Genomic DNA, 16,296 nt, shown 5'->3' with positions numbered 1-16,296 from the left:
AAGTCGACCTGTCGCTGCCCTCAGCACGCGTCATCCGCAGCCTGGAGCAGATTATCGAGTGGCGCGGCAAGCCCGGCGTCCTACGATGCGACAACGGCCCGGAACTAATCAGTGGCGCTCTCATGACCTGGGCCAGGGAGAAAGGCATCCGCATCGAATACATCCAGCCCGGCAAGCCCCAGCAGAACGCTTATGTCGAGCGCTATAACCGCACCGTACGCTACGACTGGCTCAGCCAATACCTGTTTGAAAGCATCGAGCAGGTACAGCAATCGGCCACCGAGTGGCTCTGGTTCTACAATCACGAACGACCGAACATGGCGCTCGGCGGCATCACCCCCATGCAGCGGCTGGCCGCCGCTGCATAGCTCCACTTTTGGCCTCCGTTAAAAACGGGGTGATTACCCCAGGAAGTCCGTGTTGATCTTGTGGAAGATGCCGAAGACGTACATGCCCAGCAGAAGCCATCTTCCGGTGATGGCGAGTCGGTTGATGAAGGCTTCCCAGCCCTCCCGTCTCATCAGCGCTTCGGCCGCGGCGATGACGGTACCCACGACGAAGAAGTTCTTCAGCATCGTGTGGTTAGAGAACACGGGGGCCTGGAGCACGCCATCGACCAGCAGTGCCGCGATCAGCACGCCGAAGCTGATGCGGCTGGATGGCCGGCATGCCAGCGCCAGGCCGGCGAGCCCGGCCAGGGCGTTCGACGGCAGGATCGGGAAGCCGTAGCCGAAGGTGTAGATCAGGAAGTGGAGCGCCCCGAAACAGCCGAACGCGAACAGGAAGGCGGCGTGCGGGGTCGAGCGCGCGGTGCGCCCGCTTGGGTTGAGCATCGGACCTCGGACCGGGGCAGTCGTGCGTCAGGGGCAGTATCCTCGATTCCCTGCGGCATCGCGCCAGCCCGCGGGCAATAGGGGGACAGTACTTAATTCCTGTAGAAGCGCCCGAAACGGCGAAATGCCGCAAGGAATTAAGTATACTGTCCCCCTTGTGCGCGTCGGGGTCGCGGGTCAGGTCGACGCGGCTTCGGCTTCCGCCCATGCAGCGGCGAATGCACCGCTGCCCAGTGTCGACTGGCCGCCGTCGCAGACCAGTACGGCGCCGTTGAAGTTGGCACCGGCCGGACCGGACAGGAAGGCGGCGGTGTCGGCGATTTCCTGCAGGCGGGCATAGCGGCGCAGCGGGATGGCCTGCAGGACCCGGTCCCGGTGTGCTGCGGTGGGGGTGAGCCGGGCCATGCCTTCGGTTTCGTCGACGGGGCCGGGCGCGATGGCGTTGACGCGCACACCGGCGGGGCCCCACTCGATGGCGAGGACCTTGGTCAGGGCATCGATGCCGGCCTTGGCAGCGCAGACGTGCGCCTGACCCGGCATGGGGTTGATGGCCTGGGTGGCGGAGATGTTGATGATGGAGGCGCCGGGCCTGGTCAGGTGCTCATAGGCGGCACGGCAGACGTGGAAGGTGCCCACGAGGTCGATGTCGACAACGGTGCGGAAGCCGTTGGCGGACAGCTGTGCCGCCGGTGACACGAAGTTGCCGGCAGCACCCGACACCAGGACGTCGATCGTGCCGAAGGTGTCGCGGCATGCGGTGATGGCGGCCTCGACGGCGGCGTAGTCGCGCACGTCCGCCGCGTATCCGGCGGCCGCAGCGGCGGTCCCGCGCAGTTCCGCCACGGCGGCATCGACCTTGTCCTGCGAGCGGCTCATGACGAACACCCTGGCGCCGCGCCTGGCGAAGCCATGGGCGATCGCGAGGTTGATGCCGCTGGTGCCGCCGGCCACGAACACGGTGCGCTCGCGAAAGGTGTCGTCCACGTTCGTCGATCCGGTGTTCATGCCCGTCGCTCCGATGCGCGCGTCGTGCGCCGGTTAACGGCGGTCAGCTCCTGCCGCCCGCCTGCTTGCGCGCGGGTGTCTGCTGCCTGCCGTTGGTCTTGCCCTGGAGCCGGTCGATGCGTCCCTCGTCGCGCAGCTCCTGGAACACCTCCGAGATGCGCTGCATGACGTGGATGCCCATGGAGTTCTCCTCGACGGACATGCGGTCGGTCGCCAGCTTGATGAAGGCGCTGGCCTCCTCGACCATGCGCTTGTAGTAGCGCTTGCCCGCCGGCGTGACCGTCACGAGCTTCTCCCGCCCCGATTCGGGGTCCTCCGAGATCACGATGAAGTTGTGCGGCGGCTTGGCGAGCGAGCGCAGCGCCTTCGAGACGGTGCTGCTGGTGATGTCGTACCAGGTGGTCAGGCATCGCTCGATCTCCTTCCGGCGCAGGCTGTTGCTGCCGCGGTTTCCCTCGGAACGGAGGAGCCACATGATGACCGTCTGATGCCGGTCGAGCTCGCCGCTGCCGCGCAGCGCGTCCTCGACCTGCATGCCGATGGCGTAGTGGATGGGGTAGAAAAGCTCAAGAAAGTGCCTGGCGGCGTCGGCATGACTGATCTCGTTGATCTCGGTTTCTAACTTCTTCAATGCTCGGATCCGATCGATGATGAAACCGGATTATGGCCGGCCACATTCATCGCTCACAATAGTGTCGGATTGACATAGTATCGTCAAGACGAGAATATGCGGCTCTCCTGGAGACGAGGGTGAAGCCGTGGCCGATCAGCAAGCGGTTGTCGATGAGAGTGCCGCCGGGCAGGCGGAGATGGATGCCAGACTGGCCGCGCTGCGGTCCGGCTACGAGGCCGAGCGCTACCCGTCGGCGGCGGTGCGCATGGACCGGCTCTCGCGCCTGTGGTCGGCGCTCGACCGGCACGCGGATCGACTGTGCGAGGCGCTGAGCGAGGACTTCGGGTACCGGTCGCCGCGCCAGTCGTACTTTGCGGACGTGGCCACCACCGGGAAGGCGATCCGGCTCGCGCGCAAGGGCGTGCGGCGATGGATGCGGCCGGAGCGGCGGCGCGCCGATTTCCCGTTCTCGCTCTTCGGCGGACGCTGTCGCGTCCATTACCAGCCGCTCGGCGTGGTGGGGATCCTGAGCCCCTGGAACATCCCCGTGAACCTGACGCTGACCCCGCTCGCGGGCGTTCTCGCAGCCGGCAACCGGGCGCTGGTCAAGCCCTCAGAGCACACGCCCCACGCGTCGGCGGTGATGGTCGAGCTGCTCGACGGCGCCTTCGACCGCACCGAGGTGGCAACCGTCACCGGTGACGCGGCCGCGGGTCAGTACTTCAGCGCCCTGCCGCTCGATCATCTCGTGTTCACCGGCGGTACCGCCATCGCGCGCCACATCATGCGGGCGGCTGCGGACAATCTCACGCCGCTGACGCTGGAGCTCGGCGGCAAGTCGCCGGTGATCATCGGCACGGGGGCGGATCTCGACCGGGCCGCGGCGTGCATCGCCTTCGGCAAGGTGTTCAATGCCGGCCAGGTATGCCTTGCGCCGGATTATGTCCTGGTACCCGAGGATGCGCGCGATGCACTGGTCGCGGCCCTGCAGCGGGAGGTGCGGCGCATGCTCCCGGACGGCGCCGCAAGCGGCGACTATGTGGCCGTCATCAATCAGCGCCAGCGCGAGCGCATCGGCGCCTATCTCGATGAATGCCGGCAGGCCGGGGTGGATACCCGGTCGGACGGCGCGCACGACGGGGCCCGGGTGCCGGTGACGCTGATCATCGACCCGCCGGATCACCTCCGCGTGTCGCGCGAGGAGATCTTCGGGCCGCTGCTGATCATCCGCACCTATCGCCGGTTCGATGATGCGCTGGCGCACGTCAATGCGCGGCCGCGCGCGCTGGCGCTCTACTTCTTCGGGCGCGACGCCGGCGAGCGCCGCCGCGTCCTCGAGGAAACCACCTCCGGAGGCGTGACGCTGGATGACGTGATCATGCATTACACCTTCGACGACCTTCCGTTCGGCGGTGTCGGCCCCAGCGGCATGGGGGCCTATCACGGCTTCGACGGCTTTCGTCAGTTCTCCAACGCGCGCGCGGTGTATCGGCAGACGCGCGTCGATCTGGGGCGCGTCATCCGCCCGCCCTACGGACCCGTGTTCGACCGCTTCTCGCGATTCCTGATGACACGCGGATAAGGCACTTGACAGAAATCGTGTCGACTCGACACAATGTCGAACCAGAAGTATACGAACAGGAGACCAGCGTGGCCGAGCTGAAATTCGAGACCGACTTCGACGTCACGAAGCTGCGCGATCCGGACGTGATCGCGAATCCGTATCCCTACTACGAACTGCTGCGCGAGCAGCTGCCCCAGTTCGGGCTGCTCGACTACCCGCCGGGGACCGTGCCGGGCGTCGACGAGCCGAATCCGGCATGGGTCTTCACGCGCTACGAGGACGTGGTGGGTGTGCTCAAGGATCACGAAACCTTCTCGTCGCGTGATCCGATGCAGGAATCCTCCGCCGCCCCGACGCTCATGCTCGTCAATCACGACCGGCCGCGGCACACGGTGCTGCGCAACATCGCGAAGAAGGCCTTCACGCCCAAGCGGGTGGGGGCCGATATCGCACCGTTGGTGACGCAATCCATCAGCGAGATGATCAACGAGCTGCTCGACAACGACGTCGACTTCATGAAGGAAGTTGCCGGCGTGCTGCCGTCGATCATCATGACCTTCCTCATCGGCACTCCGCGCGAGGACTACTCCCGTCTCGTGCGCTGGGCCAACGCCTTCATGGTGTCGTCGGACTTCACGCCCGAAGAACGCCAGCAGTGCAACGTCGAGCTGTTCACCTACTACAGCGAGAAGGTGGCGAGCTGCTATGCGGCCATCGAGCGCGGCGAGGAGGTGCCGGACACGCTGATGGCGGCATTCATCCGTGCGGAGGATGAAGGCCAGTACCTCACCAAGGAGGAAGTGGTCCTGTTCTGCATCACGCTCGTCGTGGCCGGTGCCGAAACCACCACCTACCTGCTGGGCAACCTGGTATCGACCCTTCAGGAGGAGCCCGAGCTCTTCACGCTGCTGAAGCACGACCGCACCCAGATCCGGCCCTTCATCGAGGAGAGCCTGCGCCGTGACGGCCCGCCGCAACGCCTGTTCCGCGTGGCCACCCGCGACTGCGAGCACGGCGGGGTGCGGATCGGCGAGGGCCAGTGGGTGGCGTTCTTCATGGCGGCGGCCAACCGCGATCCGAGCGTCTTTCCCGATCCCGACCGGTTCATCCTGAACCGACCGAACATCGGCAAGCACGTGACCTTCGGGCACGGCATCCATCACTGCCTCGGGTCCGGCGTCGCGCGCATGGAGGCCGAGAAGATGCTCGAGGTCATCCTCGACAACTGCTCGGCGATCGAGGCCGGTTCGGCGCCCAAGCGCCGGCAGCGCGGCGGCCTGCTGACCTATGGTCTGCAGTCGCTGCCGGTCGTGCTCCGTTCCTGAGTCCCTGAACCGCCATACCGGGGAACCGATCATGGAGATGATGCAGGCGGAAGGCTTCCGGCTGACGCGCGATGGTCCGCTGGCGGAGCTCACGCTGAGCCGCGCCGGGGCGCTGAACACGCTGCAGGACGCATTCTGGGGCGAGCTTTCCGCCGCCCTCGACCTGGTGGATGGCGAGCCCGCGATCCGCGCCCTCGTGCTGCGCGCGGAGGGAGCGCACTTCTGTGCCGGGATGGATCTCGACTTCTTCGAGGCCGTGCGGGCGCAGGCGGAGGCGGAGCCGGGGCGCTACCGCGAGTGGCTGCGTCGCAAGATCCAGTACCTGCAGAAGCCCATCGACCAGCTCGAACGGCTGCGCGTGCCGGTCATCGCGGCCACCCAGGGCGCGTGCATAGGCGCCGGGCTGGATCTGCTGTGCGGAACCGATCTGCGCCTCTGCGCCGCGGATGCGTTCTACAGCATCCACGAGGTCAACATCGGCATCACCGCGGACATGGGTGTGCTGCAGCGTCTGCCCGCGCTGATCTCGCCGGCGGTGGTCGATGAGCTCGCACTCACCGGGCGACGCATGCCGGCAGAGGAGGCGCGAGCCGTCGGATTCGTCTGCCGCGTGGTCGAGGATGCGGCGGCACTGGACGAAGCCGCGCGTGCCATGGCAGCGCGGGTCGCGGCGCTGTCACCACTGGCGGTCAGCGGCACCAAGGTCGCGCTGCGGCGCAACCGTGCGCGAAGCGTGGCGGAAGGGCTGGATTTCATGACCGCCTGGAACGCCGCCATGTTCGTGACCGACGACATTCCGCGCGCGATCGCGGCACAGCGCGACCGGCAGGCGGTCGCCTTCGACGATCTGCTGCCATGAGCGCGCGCCACACCCCCGTCGTCGTCGGTGGCGGCCCGGCCGGGACACAGCCGACCGGGACGTGGAGCCCGAAAAACTGAAGGGCGCAGCCGTTGCGCTGCGCCATCCGTGAGCAACCGAGCAGGAAGGAATGAAGATCAACGTTACCGATCGGGCGGGCAATCAACGGGTACTCGAATGCACTCCCGGCGATCGGCTGATGGAGGTGCTGCTGGCGCTGGATCTGGTCGAGGCGACCTGTGGCGGCGAGTGTTCGTGCGCCACCTGCCAGGTCTACGTCGCCGACGGCTGGATCGATCGGCTGCCGGCGCAGGGCGCGTTCGAGGCCGAGCTCCTGGACGAGCTGCTGAATGCCCGCAGCACCAGCCGGCTGGCCTGCCAGATCGCGCTCAGCGAGGACATGGACGGACTCACCGTCACCGTTGCACAGCACGAATGAACCCAATTGCGAGGAGACCGCAATGAGCACCAGTGAAATCGACACCACGGTCGAAGTATTCACCCGCTTCGGCAACAAGGACGTTCCCGCCATCGTCGAACTGATGGCCGACGATGTGCTGATCGAGTTCTACGGCCCGTCGGTGATTCCCTACGCGGGTACCTATCGGGGCGCCGGCGAGGCCGAGCGCTTCTTCTCGACCGTGCTGAGCTCCGTCGACATTCATCGCTTCGAGCCCGAGCAGTTCCTGAGCGACGGCCGGATGGTGACGGTGACCGGGGAGCTGCATCTCACCGCGCGCTCGACCGGACGCGACATCCGCTCCGCCTTCGCGCACGTCATCACGGTGGCGGATGGCAAGTGGCTCCGCTTCCGCGATTTCATGAATACCGCCGAAGCAGTGGCGGCATTCACCGCGTGATGCGCGACGCCCTCTATCGGCAGGTCGCGATCGGCGATCTCGTGCTCTTCTCGGTGCTCGCGGTGCCGGTGGTCGGTGCCTGGGTGCTCGACCTGTTGCTGGCGCTCAACGCCTGGCTCGAATGGTCGGGGTCGCTGCCGACGAGCGCTGGGGTCTATCTGCTGCTGCACCTGCTCGGTCTGCTCGGTGCCGGTCTCGCCTTCCTGCGCATGCGCATCGGCGCCAGGTCCGATGCGATCGCGGCGACCATCGTGGTCAAGCTCGCTGCCGCCGCGCTGTTCGCCATCGGCGTGGTGGCCGGAGCACCGGCGGTGCTCCTGATCCTGGGCGCGGTCGATCTGCTGCAGGGGCTGGCACTGCTGTTCTGCAGCATGCGATCCGCCGCCCCGCCCGGGCTTGAAAATGTCGAGTCGACACAATAATGTTCCGACACGATGGTCATGATCCGCTCGGCGAGGGCGTGCCCGTGAAGATCCGTAGGCGAGACGGCCGCGAACGGCGTTGCGAGTCCGCAGCGGCATGCCGGCTACGCCCGCGTGTGGCTGGATGCGCATGCACGGCGGGCGGGGGGCGGTGATGGCGAGGCTGCAGGCGATCGGTGCCGTGCGCGCGGGGCTCGTCGCGCTGATGATGCTGCCCGTGAGCGGGCTCGCCCAGCAGGACGGTGCGGGTGAGCAGTCGGCGCCCGACTACAGCCTGCCGGCCGTGGTCGAGCGCATGCAGGCGTATCAGGCCGAGGCCCGCGAGGCCCTGGAAGCCCGTGAGGCGGCCTATGCCGGACGTCTCGCTGATGCCCGCCAGCGACTCGATCAGGCCCGGAACCGACTGGCCGGTCTGGAGACCGAGGGCGGCCGGCTGGAGGCCAGCTTCGACGACAACAAGGCGGAGCTCAACCGCAAGGCCGAGCTGCTGAACGACAAGATCGGCGCCCTCAAGGAGCTTCTGGGCGTGTTCCAGCAGAATGCATCCGATCTGATCGGTGCCTTCGTCACCTCGCCCACCAGCATCCAGTATCCCGATCGCGATGTCTGGCTGGAGGGCTTCGCGAACCGGATGCGGAACGCATCGGAAGTGTCGTCCGTCGATGACATCCGGGCACTGTGGTTCGAGATCCAGCGCGAGATCGCGGCGTCGGACGACATCGTGCGCCTGCGCACCGAGGTCGCCGATCCCGATGGCTCGGTCACCGAGCGCGACCTCGTGCGCGTCGGCACCTTCAACCTGCTCGACGCGGGCGCCGACCCGGCCTATCTGGCGTGGGACGCCGGGCGCCAGCAGCCGCGGGTGCTGGCGCGGCAGCCCGCCGGCGGCGAGCTGGAGCGGGTGGCGGGTTACGTCGCCGCGGAACAGGGGCTGCACGCGCTCGCGGTCGATCCGACCGGCGGCACCCTGCTCGAGCTTCTGGTGGAGAAGCCAACGCTGCGCGAGCGCATCGATCAGGGCGGGCTGGTCGGGTACACCATTCTCTTCCTCGGGGCGCTGTCGTTGCTGCTCGCGCTGGTCAAGCTCGCGGACCTCGGGCTGATCAGCCTGCGCATGGCATCGCAGGATCGCGACCCGGGACAGCCGCGCGCCGACAATCCGCTCGGCCGCCTGCTCGCGACCTGGTCCGCGCACCGTCACGACGACCCCGAGACCGTCCAGATGCGCCTGCACGACCGGGTCGCCAAGGAAACCGCGCGCATCGAGCGCTTCTCGGTCTTCCTCGTGATCATCGCCGCTGTGGCGCCGCTGATGGGGCTGCTGGGCACCGTGGTGGGCATGATCAATACCTTCCAGGCGATCACGCTCTTCGGTACCGGTGACCCCCAGACCATGGCCGGCGGCATCTCGCAGGCGCTGATCACGACCGTGCTGGGCCTGGTCGTCGCGGTACCGGCCGTGCTGCTGCACGCGCTGGTTGCGGCGCGCGGGCGGGCACTGGTCACGGTTCTCCGGCAGCGCAGCGCTGCATTGAGCGGCGACGCACTGGCCATGCGGCACGGCGGCGTGCGCGCCGCCCCGCCATCGATGCCGGCAGCGGCGCCGAGCCCCGCCTGAGGTACATGCCATGACCGACGTATTCCGGGACAGCGAGCGGCGCGAGGACGACAACGGCATCGACCTGACGCCGATGCTCGATGTCGTCTTCATCATGCTGATCTTCTTCATCGTCACGGCGACCTTCGTCAAGGAAGCCGGGATCGATGTCGAGCGACCGCCGGCCTCGACCGCGGAACGCCAGGACCTCGCGAACATCCTGATCGCCATCACGGGGGACGACATCGTATGGATCGACGGCAGCCCCGTCGACGAGCGCGACCTCGTCACCGTGGTGACGCGGCTGCACGCGGAGAACCCGCAGGGCTCGGTGGTGATCCAGGCCGATCGGGCCTCGACGCACAAGACCCTGAAGGTGGTGCTGGATGCGGTCCAGGAAGCGGAAGTGGGCCAGGTCGCAGTGGCGGCACAGAACGAATAGACACGCAGCGAACCGATTGCACCCGCCGGCGGCGCGTCGGCGGATCAAGCGTCTCTGGAGGAGGACGACGATGAAACAGCGATGCCATACATGGGTGATGGGCGCCGGCCTGATGGCGGTCGCCCCGATGCTGTCGGCCGACGGCATGGGCGATCTCATCCGGCAGGGCGAGGCGTACCTGGTTGCTCAGCAGGCGTCCCAGCAGCGCGTCGATGCGCTCGACGCCGAGATCCAGGACACCGAGGCCGAGTACCAGCGCCTGCTCCGGCAGGTCGAGGGGCTGGAGGCCTACAACCGCCAGCTGCGCAAGCAGATCGATGCACAGGACGCGGAGATCGCGCGCACCGATGCGTCCATCTCGAAGGCGACCGAGGTCGATCGCCAGCTGCTCCCGCTGCTCAACAAGATGGTGGCGGTCTACACGCAGCTGGTCGACGTCAGTCCGCCGTTCCTGCCCGATGAGCGTGCCGACCGCATCGACTTCCTGCGCGCGACCGTGGATCGAGCGGACGTATCGGCTGCGGAGAAGTTCCGCCAGGTTCTCGATGCGTACATGACGGAGCTGGACTACGGGAGCACCATCGAGGCGTACAACGATGTCATCGCGACCGAGGGCGGGGAGCGCGAGGTCAGCGTGCTGCGGCTCGGCCGCATCGGGCTGTTCTATCAGACCGCGGACCGCGCCCATACCGGGCGCTGGAATCACGAGGCCGGCAGCTGGGAGCCGCTGGGGGCCGAGTACCGCAACGGCGTGTACCAGGCCATCCGCGTCGCGAACAAGCTGACGGCGCCGTCGTTGCTGACGCTGCCGCTGCCGCCCCCGGGTGCGCCGGCCTCCGATGCCGGCTATGCCGGTGCCATCGAATCGGACGGTGTTGCCATCGCGGTGGCGGGAGGCCCGCAATGACGGGGCGTTCCATGCTGGCAGCCATGCTGCTCGCTGCCCTGTCGGGCGTCGCCACCGGCCCGGCGCTGGCGCAGAGCGAAGAGGCGCTGCTGGAGAAGGTGCGGACCGGCGAGATCGGCAATCGCGCCGAGGAAGCGCGCCGCATCGCGGCCTTTCGCGCCATGACGCCCGCCGAACGACGCACGGCGGTCGATGCGCTTCAGGCGCGCAGGGACACCCTGCAGGACGAGAGTGTGTCGCTGGAGCAGCGCGCACGCGACAACAAGCTGCGCTTCGAGCGCCGGATCGCGGCGCTGCGCGAGGCGATGGGGCCCGAGGCGGCGATGTTCGGCATCCTGCAGCAGACGGCGTCGGAGCTCATCGGCGTGTTCCGGAACTCCCCGACCTCGCTCGACCATCCCGGGCGCGAGTCGTGGCTGGCCGACTTCATCGCACGCATGGAGAAGGCGTCCGCGATCTTCTCGATCGCCGATCTCGAGCGCCTGTGGTTCCTGGTGCAGCAGGAGATCGCCGCGTCGGGGCGCATCGTGCGCGTCGAGGGTGAAGTGATCACCGACGCCGGGGATCGCAGCCGGATACCGATGATCCGGGTCGGGAAGTTCAATCTCGTGACCACCGAGCCCGAACCCGCCTATCTAAGCTGGCAGGCCGACAACCAGCGCGCTTCGCTGCTCAAGCGACAGCCCGAGGGGCGCTACCTGGACGGAGTCGCCGACTACGCGGCCACCGAGAGCGGTGTGGCTGCACTGGGCATCGACCCCACCGGAGGCTCGCTGCTGACCCGGCTGGTCGATTCGCCGTCGCTCGGCGACCGGGTGCACCAGGGCGGACTCATCGGCTACCTGATCATCGCGCTGGGCGTGGTCGGCGTGCTCATCGCGGTGTACAAGCTGATCGCCATCATGCTGGTGAGCGCGAAGGTGGCGGCTCAGCGCCGCAACATCGACCGGCCCAGCGACGACAACCCGCTGGGCCGGATGCTGGCCATCTACGAGCGGAATCGCGACGCCGATACCGAGACGCTGGAGATGCGGCTGGGCGAAGCCATCGTCGAGGAACGCCCCCGCATCGACCGTTTCGTGGGGCTGATCAAGGTCATCTCGGCGGTGGCGCCCCTGATGGGGCTCATGGGCACGGTGATCGGCATGATCGCGACCTTCCAGGCCATCACGCTGTTCGGCACCGGCGATCCCAAGACCATGGCCGGCGGCATCTCGCAGGCGCTGGTGACCACGGTGCTGGGGCTGACCGTGGCGATTCCCACCGTTCTGCTGCATGCCGCGGTGAGCGCGCGCGCGGGAGCGGTCGTCAATACCCTCAAGCACCAGACCGCCGGGCTCATCGCCGAGCGCATGGAAGCCCGCAAGGCGACCGTCTGACCGGGGGCGACGATGCTGAGCAAGCTGCAGTTCCTGTTCTCGGACATCGCCTTCCAGGTGAGTGGCTTCCTGGGCCTCGGCGGGGATGTGCTGCTGCTCATCGCGGTGGCGATCTGCCTCATGTGGTGCTTCATCGTCGAGCGCGTCGTCTTCTTCTATCTGCGCTACCCGCAGAAGGCGCGCAGCGTCCGGGCGCTGTGGGAGGCCCGACAGGATCATCACAGCTGGGAAGCGCACCAGATCCGCAATGCGCTGCTCGATGCCATGCGTCAGCAGACCGGTGCCTACATCGGGGTCGTCCGCACCTTCGTCGCGCTGTGTCCGCTGCTCGGTCTGCTGGGCACGGTCACCGGAATGATCGCGGTCTTCGACGTGATGGCGCACGCCGGGATGGGCAATCCGCGGCTGATGGCGGACGGCGTGGCCAAGGCGACCGTCCCCACCATGGCGGGCATGGTCGGCGCGCTGTCCGGCGTGTTCGCGATGTACTGGCTGGACTGGCAGGCGCGCACGCGCATGGACGCGCTGGCGGACCACATGGAGACCGAACATGCGTGAATTCCTGGACGAGGGCGGCGGGCGCGAGGAGGCGGGCATCGATCTCACGCCGATGCTCGATGTCGTGTTCATCATGCTGATCTTCTTCATCGTGACGGCGAGCTTCGTCAAGGAAGCGGGCTTCGACGTCAACCGTCCGCCCAATACCGATCAGCCGCCGCGCGACGACGAGCGCAAGAACATCCTGATCAACGTGGCGGCCGACGGACGCCTCTACATCAACCGGCGTCCGGTCGACCCGGGCGCGCTCACCGCCAACATCAAGCGGCTTCACGCCGAGAATCCCAAGGGCGCGGTGGTGATCCAGGCCGAGGACGACTCCATGAACGAGTATCTGATCACGGTGATGGATGCCGCGCGCAAGGCGGGCGTCTATGACGTCGCCATTGCGTCGAACTAGGTCGATGACCATGAACGCGAGTGCCATCGACCGTGTCGGGCGGGTCAATCCGCTGCAGGCGGCATTGCGCATGGCCATCGGTCTGGCGGTCGCCGTGATCATCACGGCGCTGCTCTACTGGCTGATGTCGGCACTGGTGGCCGCGGGCAAGAATGCGCTCACCGAGGCACCCCGGGGCCGCATCGTGGATTTCGTGCGGGTTCCCGACCCGCCGCAGCTGCGCACCGAGCAGCCCAGGCCCGAGAAGCCGGACAAGCCGCAGATCGCGCCGGAAACGCCGGAGATGCGCAGCGAGGTGGTCAAGCCGGGCGGCAACACCGTCAATCTCGGCGCGCTGTCGGTGGACAACGATCTCGCCGTCGATACCAGTGCCGGTCTGTCGGCATCCGACGGCGAATATCTTCCCATCGTCAAGGTCGCCCCGATCTATCCGAGCCGGGCGCAGAGCCGCGGCATCGAGGGGTGGGTGCTGCTCAGCTTCACGGTGACCGAAGCCGGCAGCGTGATCGAGCCCCGTGTGATCGACGCCGATCCCCGCGGCGTGTTCGACCGCGCCGCGATGAAGGCCGTCGAGCGCTTCAAGTACAAGCCGCGCGTGGTCAATGGCCAGCCGCAGGTCGTGCGCGGGGTCGAGCATCTCATCACCTTCCAGCTGGACGACTGACATGGCAACGATCCGGAAATGCGGGTGGCTCATCGTGATCGCCGTCGTGGCGTTGAACCCCGCGGTGCTGCTCGCCGACACCGCGGAGGACGAGCGGCGCAAGCCACCGACGCGGGTGACGGAGAAGCTTTCGCCGCACGTCTATCAGCAGATAGAGGCCGCACAGGCGGCGATGGAGGCGGGTGATCTCGACGGCGCCGAGGCGCAGATGGACGCACTGAAGGCCGATGCCGGATCGCTCAACGATTACGAGCGTGCGCAGATGCACAACTTCTACGCCGCCATCCACTACGAGCAGGGCCGGGTGGACGCGACCATCGCCGACTACGTCGCGATCCTGAAGCTGGAGGCCCCGCCCGAGCAGATCCGCACCAACAGTCTGTTCCGGCTCGCGCAGCTCTATTTCGTCAAGGAGGACTATGCGCGTTCGATCCGTGTGCTCGACGAGTGGATGAAATGGGTGGATGCGGTGCGGCCGGAAGCGCACATGCTGATGGCGCAGGCGCACTATCAGCTCGACGCGTACACCCCCGCGCGGGCAGCGGTGATCGCGGCGATGCGCGAGGCCCGGAGGCGCCAGCAGCCCCTGCAGGAGAACTGGCTGGCGCTGCTGCGCGCGATCTACTACGAGCAGGACGACTACCGCAGCGCGGTGAAGGTTCTGGTCTCGCTGGTGAGTCGGTGGCCCGGTCCCAGCTACTACAAGCAGCTGTCGGGCATGCTCGGCCTGCTGGGTCAGCAGAAGGGACAGCTCTATGTCATGCACGGGGCCTATGTCGCCGGCATGCTCGAATCGGAGTCGGAGCTGCTGAATCTGGCTCGCCTCTACATGGCCGAGGATGCGCCGCTGGCAGCCATCGAAGTGCTGGAGCGGGGCATGCAGAGCGGTGTGGTGGCGGGCGATGTCGCGAATCTGCAGCTGCTTGCCCAGGCGATGGCCCTGGCCAAGGATGTCGACGGGCAGATCCCGGTGCTCGAGCGCGCTGCCGAGGCGTCCGGCGAAGCGCTGCACTATCTGTATCTCGGACAGGCCCAGATGGGGCAGTACCGGTGGGCCGAGGCGGCTGCATCGCTGCGCCGGGCGCTGAGCATCGGTGGCCTGGACCGCGAGGGCAGCGTGCACATGCAGCTCGGTACCGCCTACTTCAATCTCGAGCGCTACGGACAGGCGTTGCAGGCGTTCAAGGATGCCTCGGCCCATTCCGATCAGGCGCAGCAGGCCGAACAGTGGATCGGTTTCGTGCGGCAGGAGATCAAGCGCACGGAAGCCATCCGCGACCTTTAGCGATGCAGGGAATCCGGTTCGTTCCGCGGGGGTGCTCCCCCAGGCACGGCGTTGCGCTGCATGACATCTCTCCCGTCAGGCCGGCGGTCGCCGTGTCGCACCCCCGCGGCTTTTCCCGCTGCCGCGTGGAGGTTCGGCTCGCGGTTGCGGCATCGGGACGGGTGGGCTTCGCCCCTGCGGGTGATGGCGCTCCGGGCCGGAACGCGGCTCCCGAAAAATACTGCGAATACGACATAATCAAGTATTGACATAGTATCTCGATCGTTTTAATGTCGGTGATAAGGGGTCCGAGGTGTGATGTGCTTGCCGGATTCCGCATGACAACGAATAACGCAGTGCACAGAGGAGATGCGGCACATGACGAGAGTCCAGAACACGTTGCGTGCATGCCGCCCCACGGAGAGACGGTCCGATGCGGCGAAACGACCTATCCAGAGCGACGTAACGCGGCCAGCGACCTGATCGCGCCGCACGACTGATTCCAGCGCGGCTTCCCGTTGACGGGAGCGCGGGCCTGCGGGCCCGGGCTGCCGAAGGGCGACCTGTGTCGTCGTCCAGCGGGCGACCGTGTCGATTCAGCGTGCCGGTGCCTGCACTGGTGCGCTTCTATGCGGAAGGGACCATGAAGATCACAGCAGCACGGATACTCGCGATCGCGCTTGCGGCGTTCGCGCTGACATCGCACGCACAGGACGACTTCTCGGACGAGGACCTCGACAGTCTTCTGGGGTCGGACTGGGGCTCGCCGCCGGAGCCGGAAGCGGACGGCAGCCCGCCTCGCGCCGGAAGCTCGGGCGATGATGCCGGCGCGGCGGCCGCGGAGACGCCGGATGCGCGCGCGGCGGAGGCTGCGTCGTCATCCGGGGGTGACAACTACGACGTCATCGCGGTGGACGGCGTGGAGGAGGACGCCGGGCCGGCCCCGGCACCGCGGCCGTCCAGCCGCCTGATCGAGGAGATCGTGGTGACCGCGCAGAAGCGCGAGGAGAATCTCCAGGAAGTGCCGATCATGATCAACGCGTTCAGCGGCGACAAGCTGGATGCATTCGGCATCGAGTCCACCGCTGACCTCCAGAAGGTGACGCCGGGCCTGACCTACACGTACTCGTACGGCTACAGCGTCATCTTCATCCGCGGCGTCGGCACCGACGCCTTCCTGCCCAACGCCGACCCCAGCGTTGCCACCTACATCGACGGCATCAACATCGGTCCCAGCCAGGGCAAGCAGGACAGCCTCGGCCCGGTGGAGCGCGTCGAGGTCCTGAAGGGGCCGCAGGGCACGCTGTTCGGGCGCAACGCCACTGCCGGCGCCATCAACATCGTCACCGCCGATCCGCCCGACGAGTTCATGGGCTCGGTCAAGGCCGAGCTCGGCAACTACAACACGCGCAAGTACCAGTTCTACGTCGGGACACCGATCACCGACTGGCTCGGTGCCACCCTGGCGTACTACCGCGAGGACCAGGATCTGTTCGGACGCAACGAGGTGTTCGGCGAGCCGGGGCCGATGCGCGAGAACTACGTCGACGGCGGGCGACTGAAGCTTCGCTGGGACATCACTGAGCTGGCCCCTTCTATCTCCG

General features: G+C 67.2%; 19 protein-coding genes. 16 read left to right on the top strand and 3 right to left on the bottom strand.

Translation table 11 applies throughout. From position 1 onward, the window contains the following. Nucleotides 1–368: integrase core domain-containing protein (locus KAH28_RS17250; protein WP_290578814.1), on the top strand; the 368-nt coding region annotated here is incomplete at its 5' end. Between the two features lie 33 nt (nucleotides 369–401). On the opposite strand, the gene KAH28_RS17245 is transcribed toward KAH28_RS17250, so the two are convergent. From KAH28_RS17245 to KAH28_RS17235, 3 genes are all read right to left on the bottom strand, one after another. Continuing rightward, nucleotides 402–833, bottom strand: a complete 432-nt coding sequence (locus KAH28_RS17245) for a hypothetical protein (RefSeq protein ID WP_290578812.1) — start codon at nucleotides 831–833, stop codon at nucleotides 402–404. Nucleotides 834–1,010: 177 nt separating this feature from the next. Then, on the bottom strand, nucleotides 1,011–1,838 hold the full coding sequence (locus KAH28_RS17240) for an SDR family oxidoreductase (RefSeq protein WP_290578810.1): 828 nt from the start codon (nucleotides 1,836–1,838) through the stop codon (nucleotides 1,011–1,013). 43 nt (nucleotides 1,839–1,881) lie between these two features. Beyond that, the gene (locus tag KAH28_RS17235) at nucleotides 1,882–2,469 is read right to left on the bottom strand and encodes a winged helix DNA-binding protein (RefSeq protein ID WP_290578808.1); all 588 of its coding nucleotides are present in this window, start codon (nucleotides 2,467–2,469) and stop codon (nucleotides 1,882–1,884) included. A 127-nt stretch (nucleotides 2,470–2,596) separates the two neighbouring features. Here KAH28_RS17235 and KAH28_RS17230 point away from each other — a divergent pair, with 127 nt between their 5' ends. From KAH28_RS17230 to KAH28_RS17160, 15 genes are all read left to right on the top strand, one after another. Next, entirely contained in the window at nucleotides 2,597–4,033 is a 1,437-nt protein-coding gene (locus KAH28_RS17230) for an aldehyde dehydrogenase family protein (RefSeq protein ID WP_290578806.1), read from the top strand. Nucleotides 4,034–4,101: 68 nt separating this feature from the next. Beyond that, on the top strand, nucleotides 4,102–5,340 hold the full coding sequence (locus KAH28_RS17225; protein ID WP_290578804.1) for a cytochrome P450: 1,239 nt from the start codon (nucleotides 4,102–4,104) through the stop codon (nucleotides 5,338–5,340). A gap of 31 nt (nucleotides 5,341–5,371) precedes the next feature. Next, nucleotides 5,372–6,199, top strand: a complete 828-nt coding sequence (locus tag KAH28_RS17220) for an enoyl-CoA hydratase-related protein (protein ID WP_290578802.1) — start codon at nucleotides 5,372–5,374, stop codon at nucleotides 6,197–6,199. Nucleotides 6,200–6,329: 130 nt separating this feature from the next. Continuing rightward, nucleotides 6,330–6,638, top strand: a complete 309-nt coding sequence (locus KAH28_RS17215; RefSeq protein WP_290578800.1) for a 2Fe-2S iron-sulfur cluster-binding protein — start codon at nucleotides 6,330–6,332, stop codon at nucleotides 6,636–6,638. A gap of 22 nt (nucleotides 6,639–6,660) precedes the next feature. Then, nucleotides 6,661–7,059, top strand: coding sequence for a nuclear transport factor 2 family protein (locus tag KAH28_RS17210; protein WP_290578798.1), 399 nt, complete (start codon nucleotides 6,661–6,663; stop codon nucleotides 7,057–7,059). Beyond that, nucleotides 7,056–7,481: a hypothetical protein gene (locus tag KAH28_RS17205; RefSeq protein ID WP_290578796.1), complete on the top strand. Its 426-nt coding sequence runs from the start codon at nucleotides 7,056–7,058 to the stop codon at nucleotides 7,479–7,481. Before KAH28_RS17210 ends, KAH28_RS17205 begins: the two co-directional genes overlap by 4 nt. 154 nt (nucleotides 7,482–7,635) lie before the next feature. Continuing rightward, on the top strand, nucleotides 7,636–9,099 hold the full coding sequence (locus KAH28_RS17200) for a MotA/TolQ/ExbB proton channel family protein (protein ID WP_290578794.1): 1,464 nt from the start codon (nucleotides 7,636–7,638) through the stop codon (nucleotides 9,097–9,099). Between the two features lie 10 nt (nucleotides 9,100–9,109). After that, nucleotides 9,110–9,520 carry a biopolymer transporter ExbD gene (locus KAH28_RS17195; RefSeq protein WP_290578792.1) on the top strand — a complete coding sequence of 137 codons (411 nt, stop codon included), beginning with the start codon at nucleotides 9,110–9,112 and terminating at the stop codon, nucleotides 9,518–9,520. A 70-nt stretch (nucleotides 9,521–9,590) separates the two neighbouring features. Further along, on the top strand, nucleotides 9,591–10,427 hold the full coding sequence (locus KAH28_RS17190; RefSeq protein ID WP_290578790.1) for a DUF3450 domain-containing protein: 837 nt from the start codon (nucleotides 9,591–9,593) through the stop codon (nucleotides 10,425–10,427). Continuing rightward, nucleotides 10,424–11,806, top strand: coding sequence for a MotA/TolQ/ExbB proton channel family protein (locus KAH28_RS17185; RefSeq protein ID WP_290578788.1), 1,383 nt, complete (start codon nucleotides 10,424–10,426; stop codon nucleotides 11,804–11,806). Before KAH28_RS17190 ends, KAH28_RS17185 begins: the two co-directional genes overlap by 4 nt. Nucleotides 11,807–11,818: 12 nt before the next feature. Next, on the top strand, nucleotides 11,819–12,364 hold the full coding sequence (locus KAH28_RS17180) for a MotA/TolQ/ExbB proton channel family protein (protein ID WP_290578786.1): 546 nt from the start codon (nucleotides 11,819–11,821) through the stop codon (nucleotides 12,362–12,364). Next, nucleotides 12,357–12,764: a biopolymer transporter ExbD gene (locus KAH28_RS17175; protein WP_290578784.1), complete on the top strand. Its 408-nt coding sequence runs from the start codon at nucleotides 12,357–12,359 to the stop codon at nucleotides 12,762–12,764. Before KAH28_RS17180 ends, KAH28_RS17175 begins: the two co-directional genes overlap by 8 nt. A gap of 4 nt (nucleotides 12,765–12,768) precedes the next feature. Next, entirely contained in the window at nucleotides 12,769–13,428 is a 660-nt protein-coding gene (locus KAH28_RS17170) for an energy transducer TonB (protein WP_290578782.1), read from the top strand. Between the two features lies 1 nt (nucleotide 13,429). Then, the gene (locus tag KAH28_RS17165) at nucleotides 13,430–14,713 is read left to right on the top strand and encodes a tetratricopeptide repeat protein (protein ID WP_290578780.1); all 1,284 of its coding nucleotides are present in this window, start codon (nucleotides 13,430–13,432) and stop codon (nucleotides 14,711–14,713) included. A 622-nt stretch (nucleotides 14,714–15,335) separates the two neighbouring features. After that, nucleotides 15,336–16,296, top strand: a 961-nt coding sequence (locus tag KAH28_RS17160) for a TonB-dependent receptor plug domain-containing protein (RefSeq protein WP_290578778.1), incomplete at its 3' end; no start/stop codon positions are given.

Origin of the sequence: Algiphilus sp. (genome assembly GCF_023145115.1) — a bacterium.
Lineage (GTDB): Bacteria > Pseudomonadota > Gammaproteobacteria > Nevskiales > Nevskiaceae > Algiphilus.
Note: the sequence above shows the minus strand (reverse complement) of the source record. Positions and strands in the feature narration are given on the sequence as shown.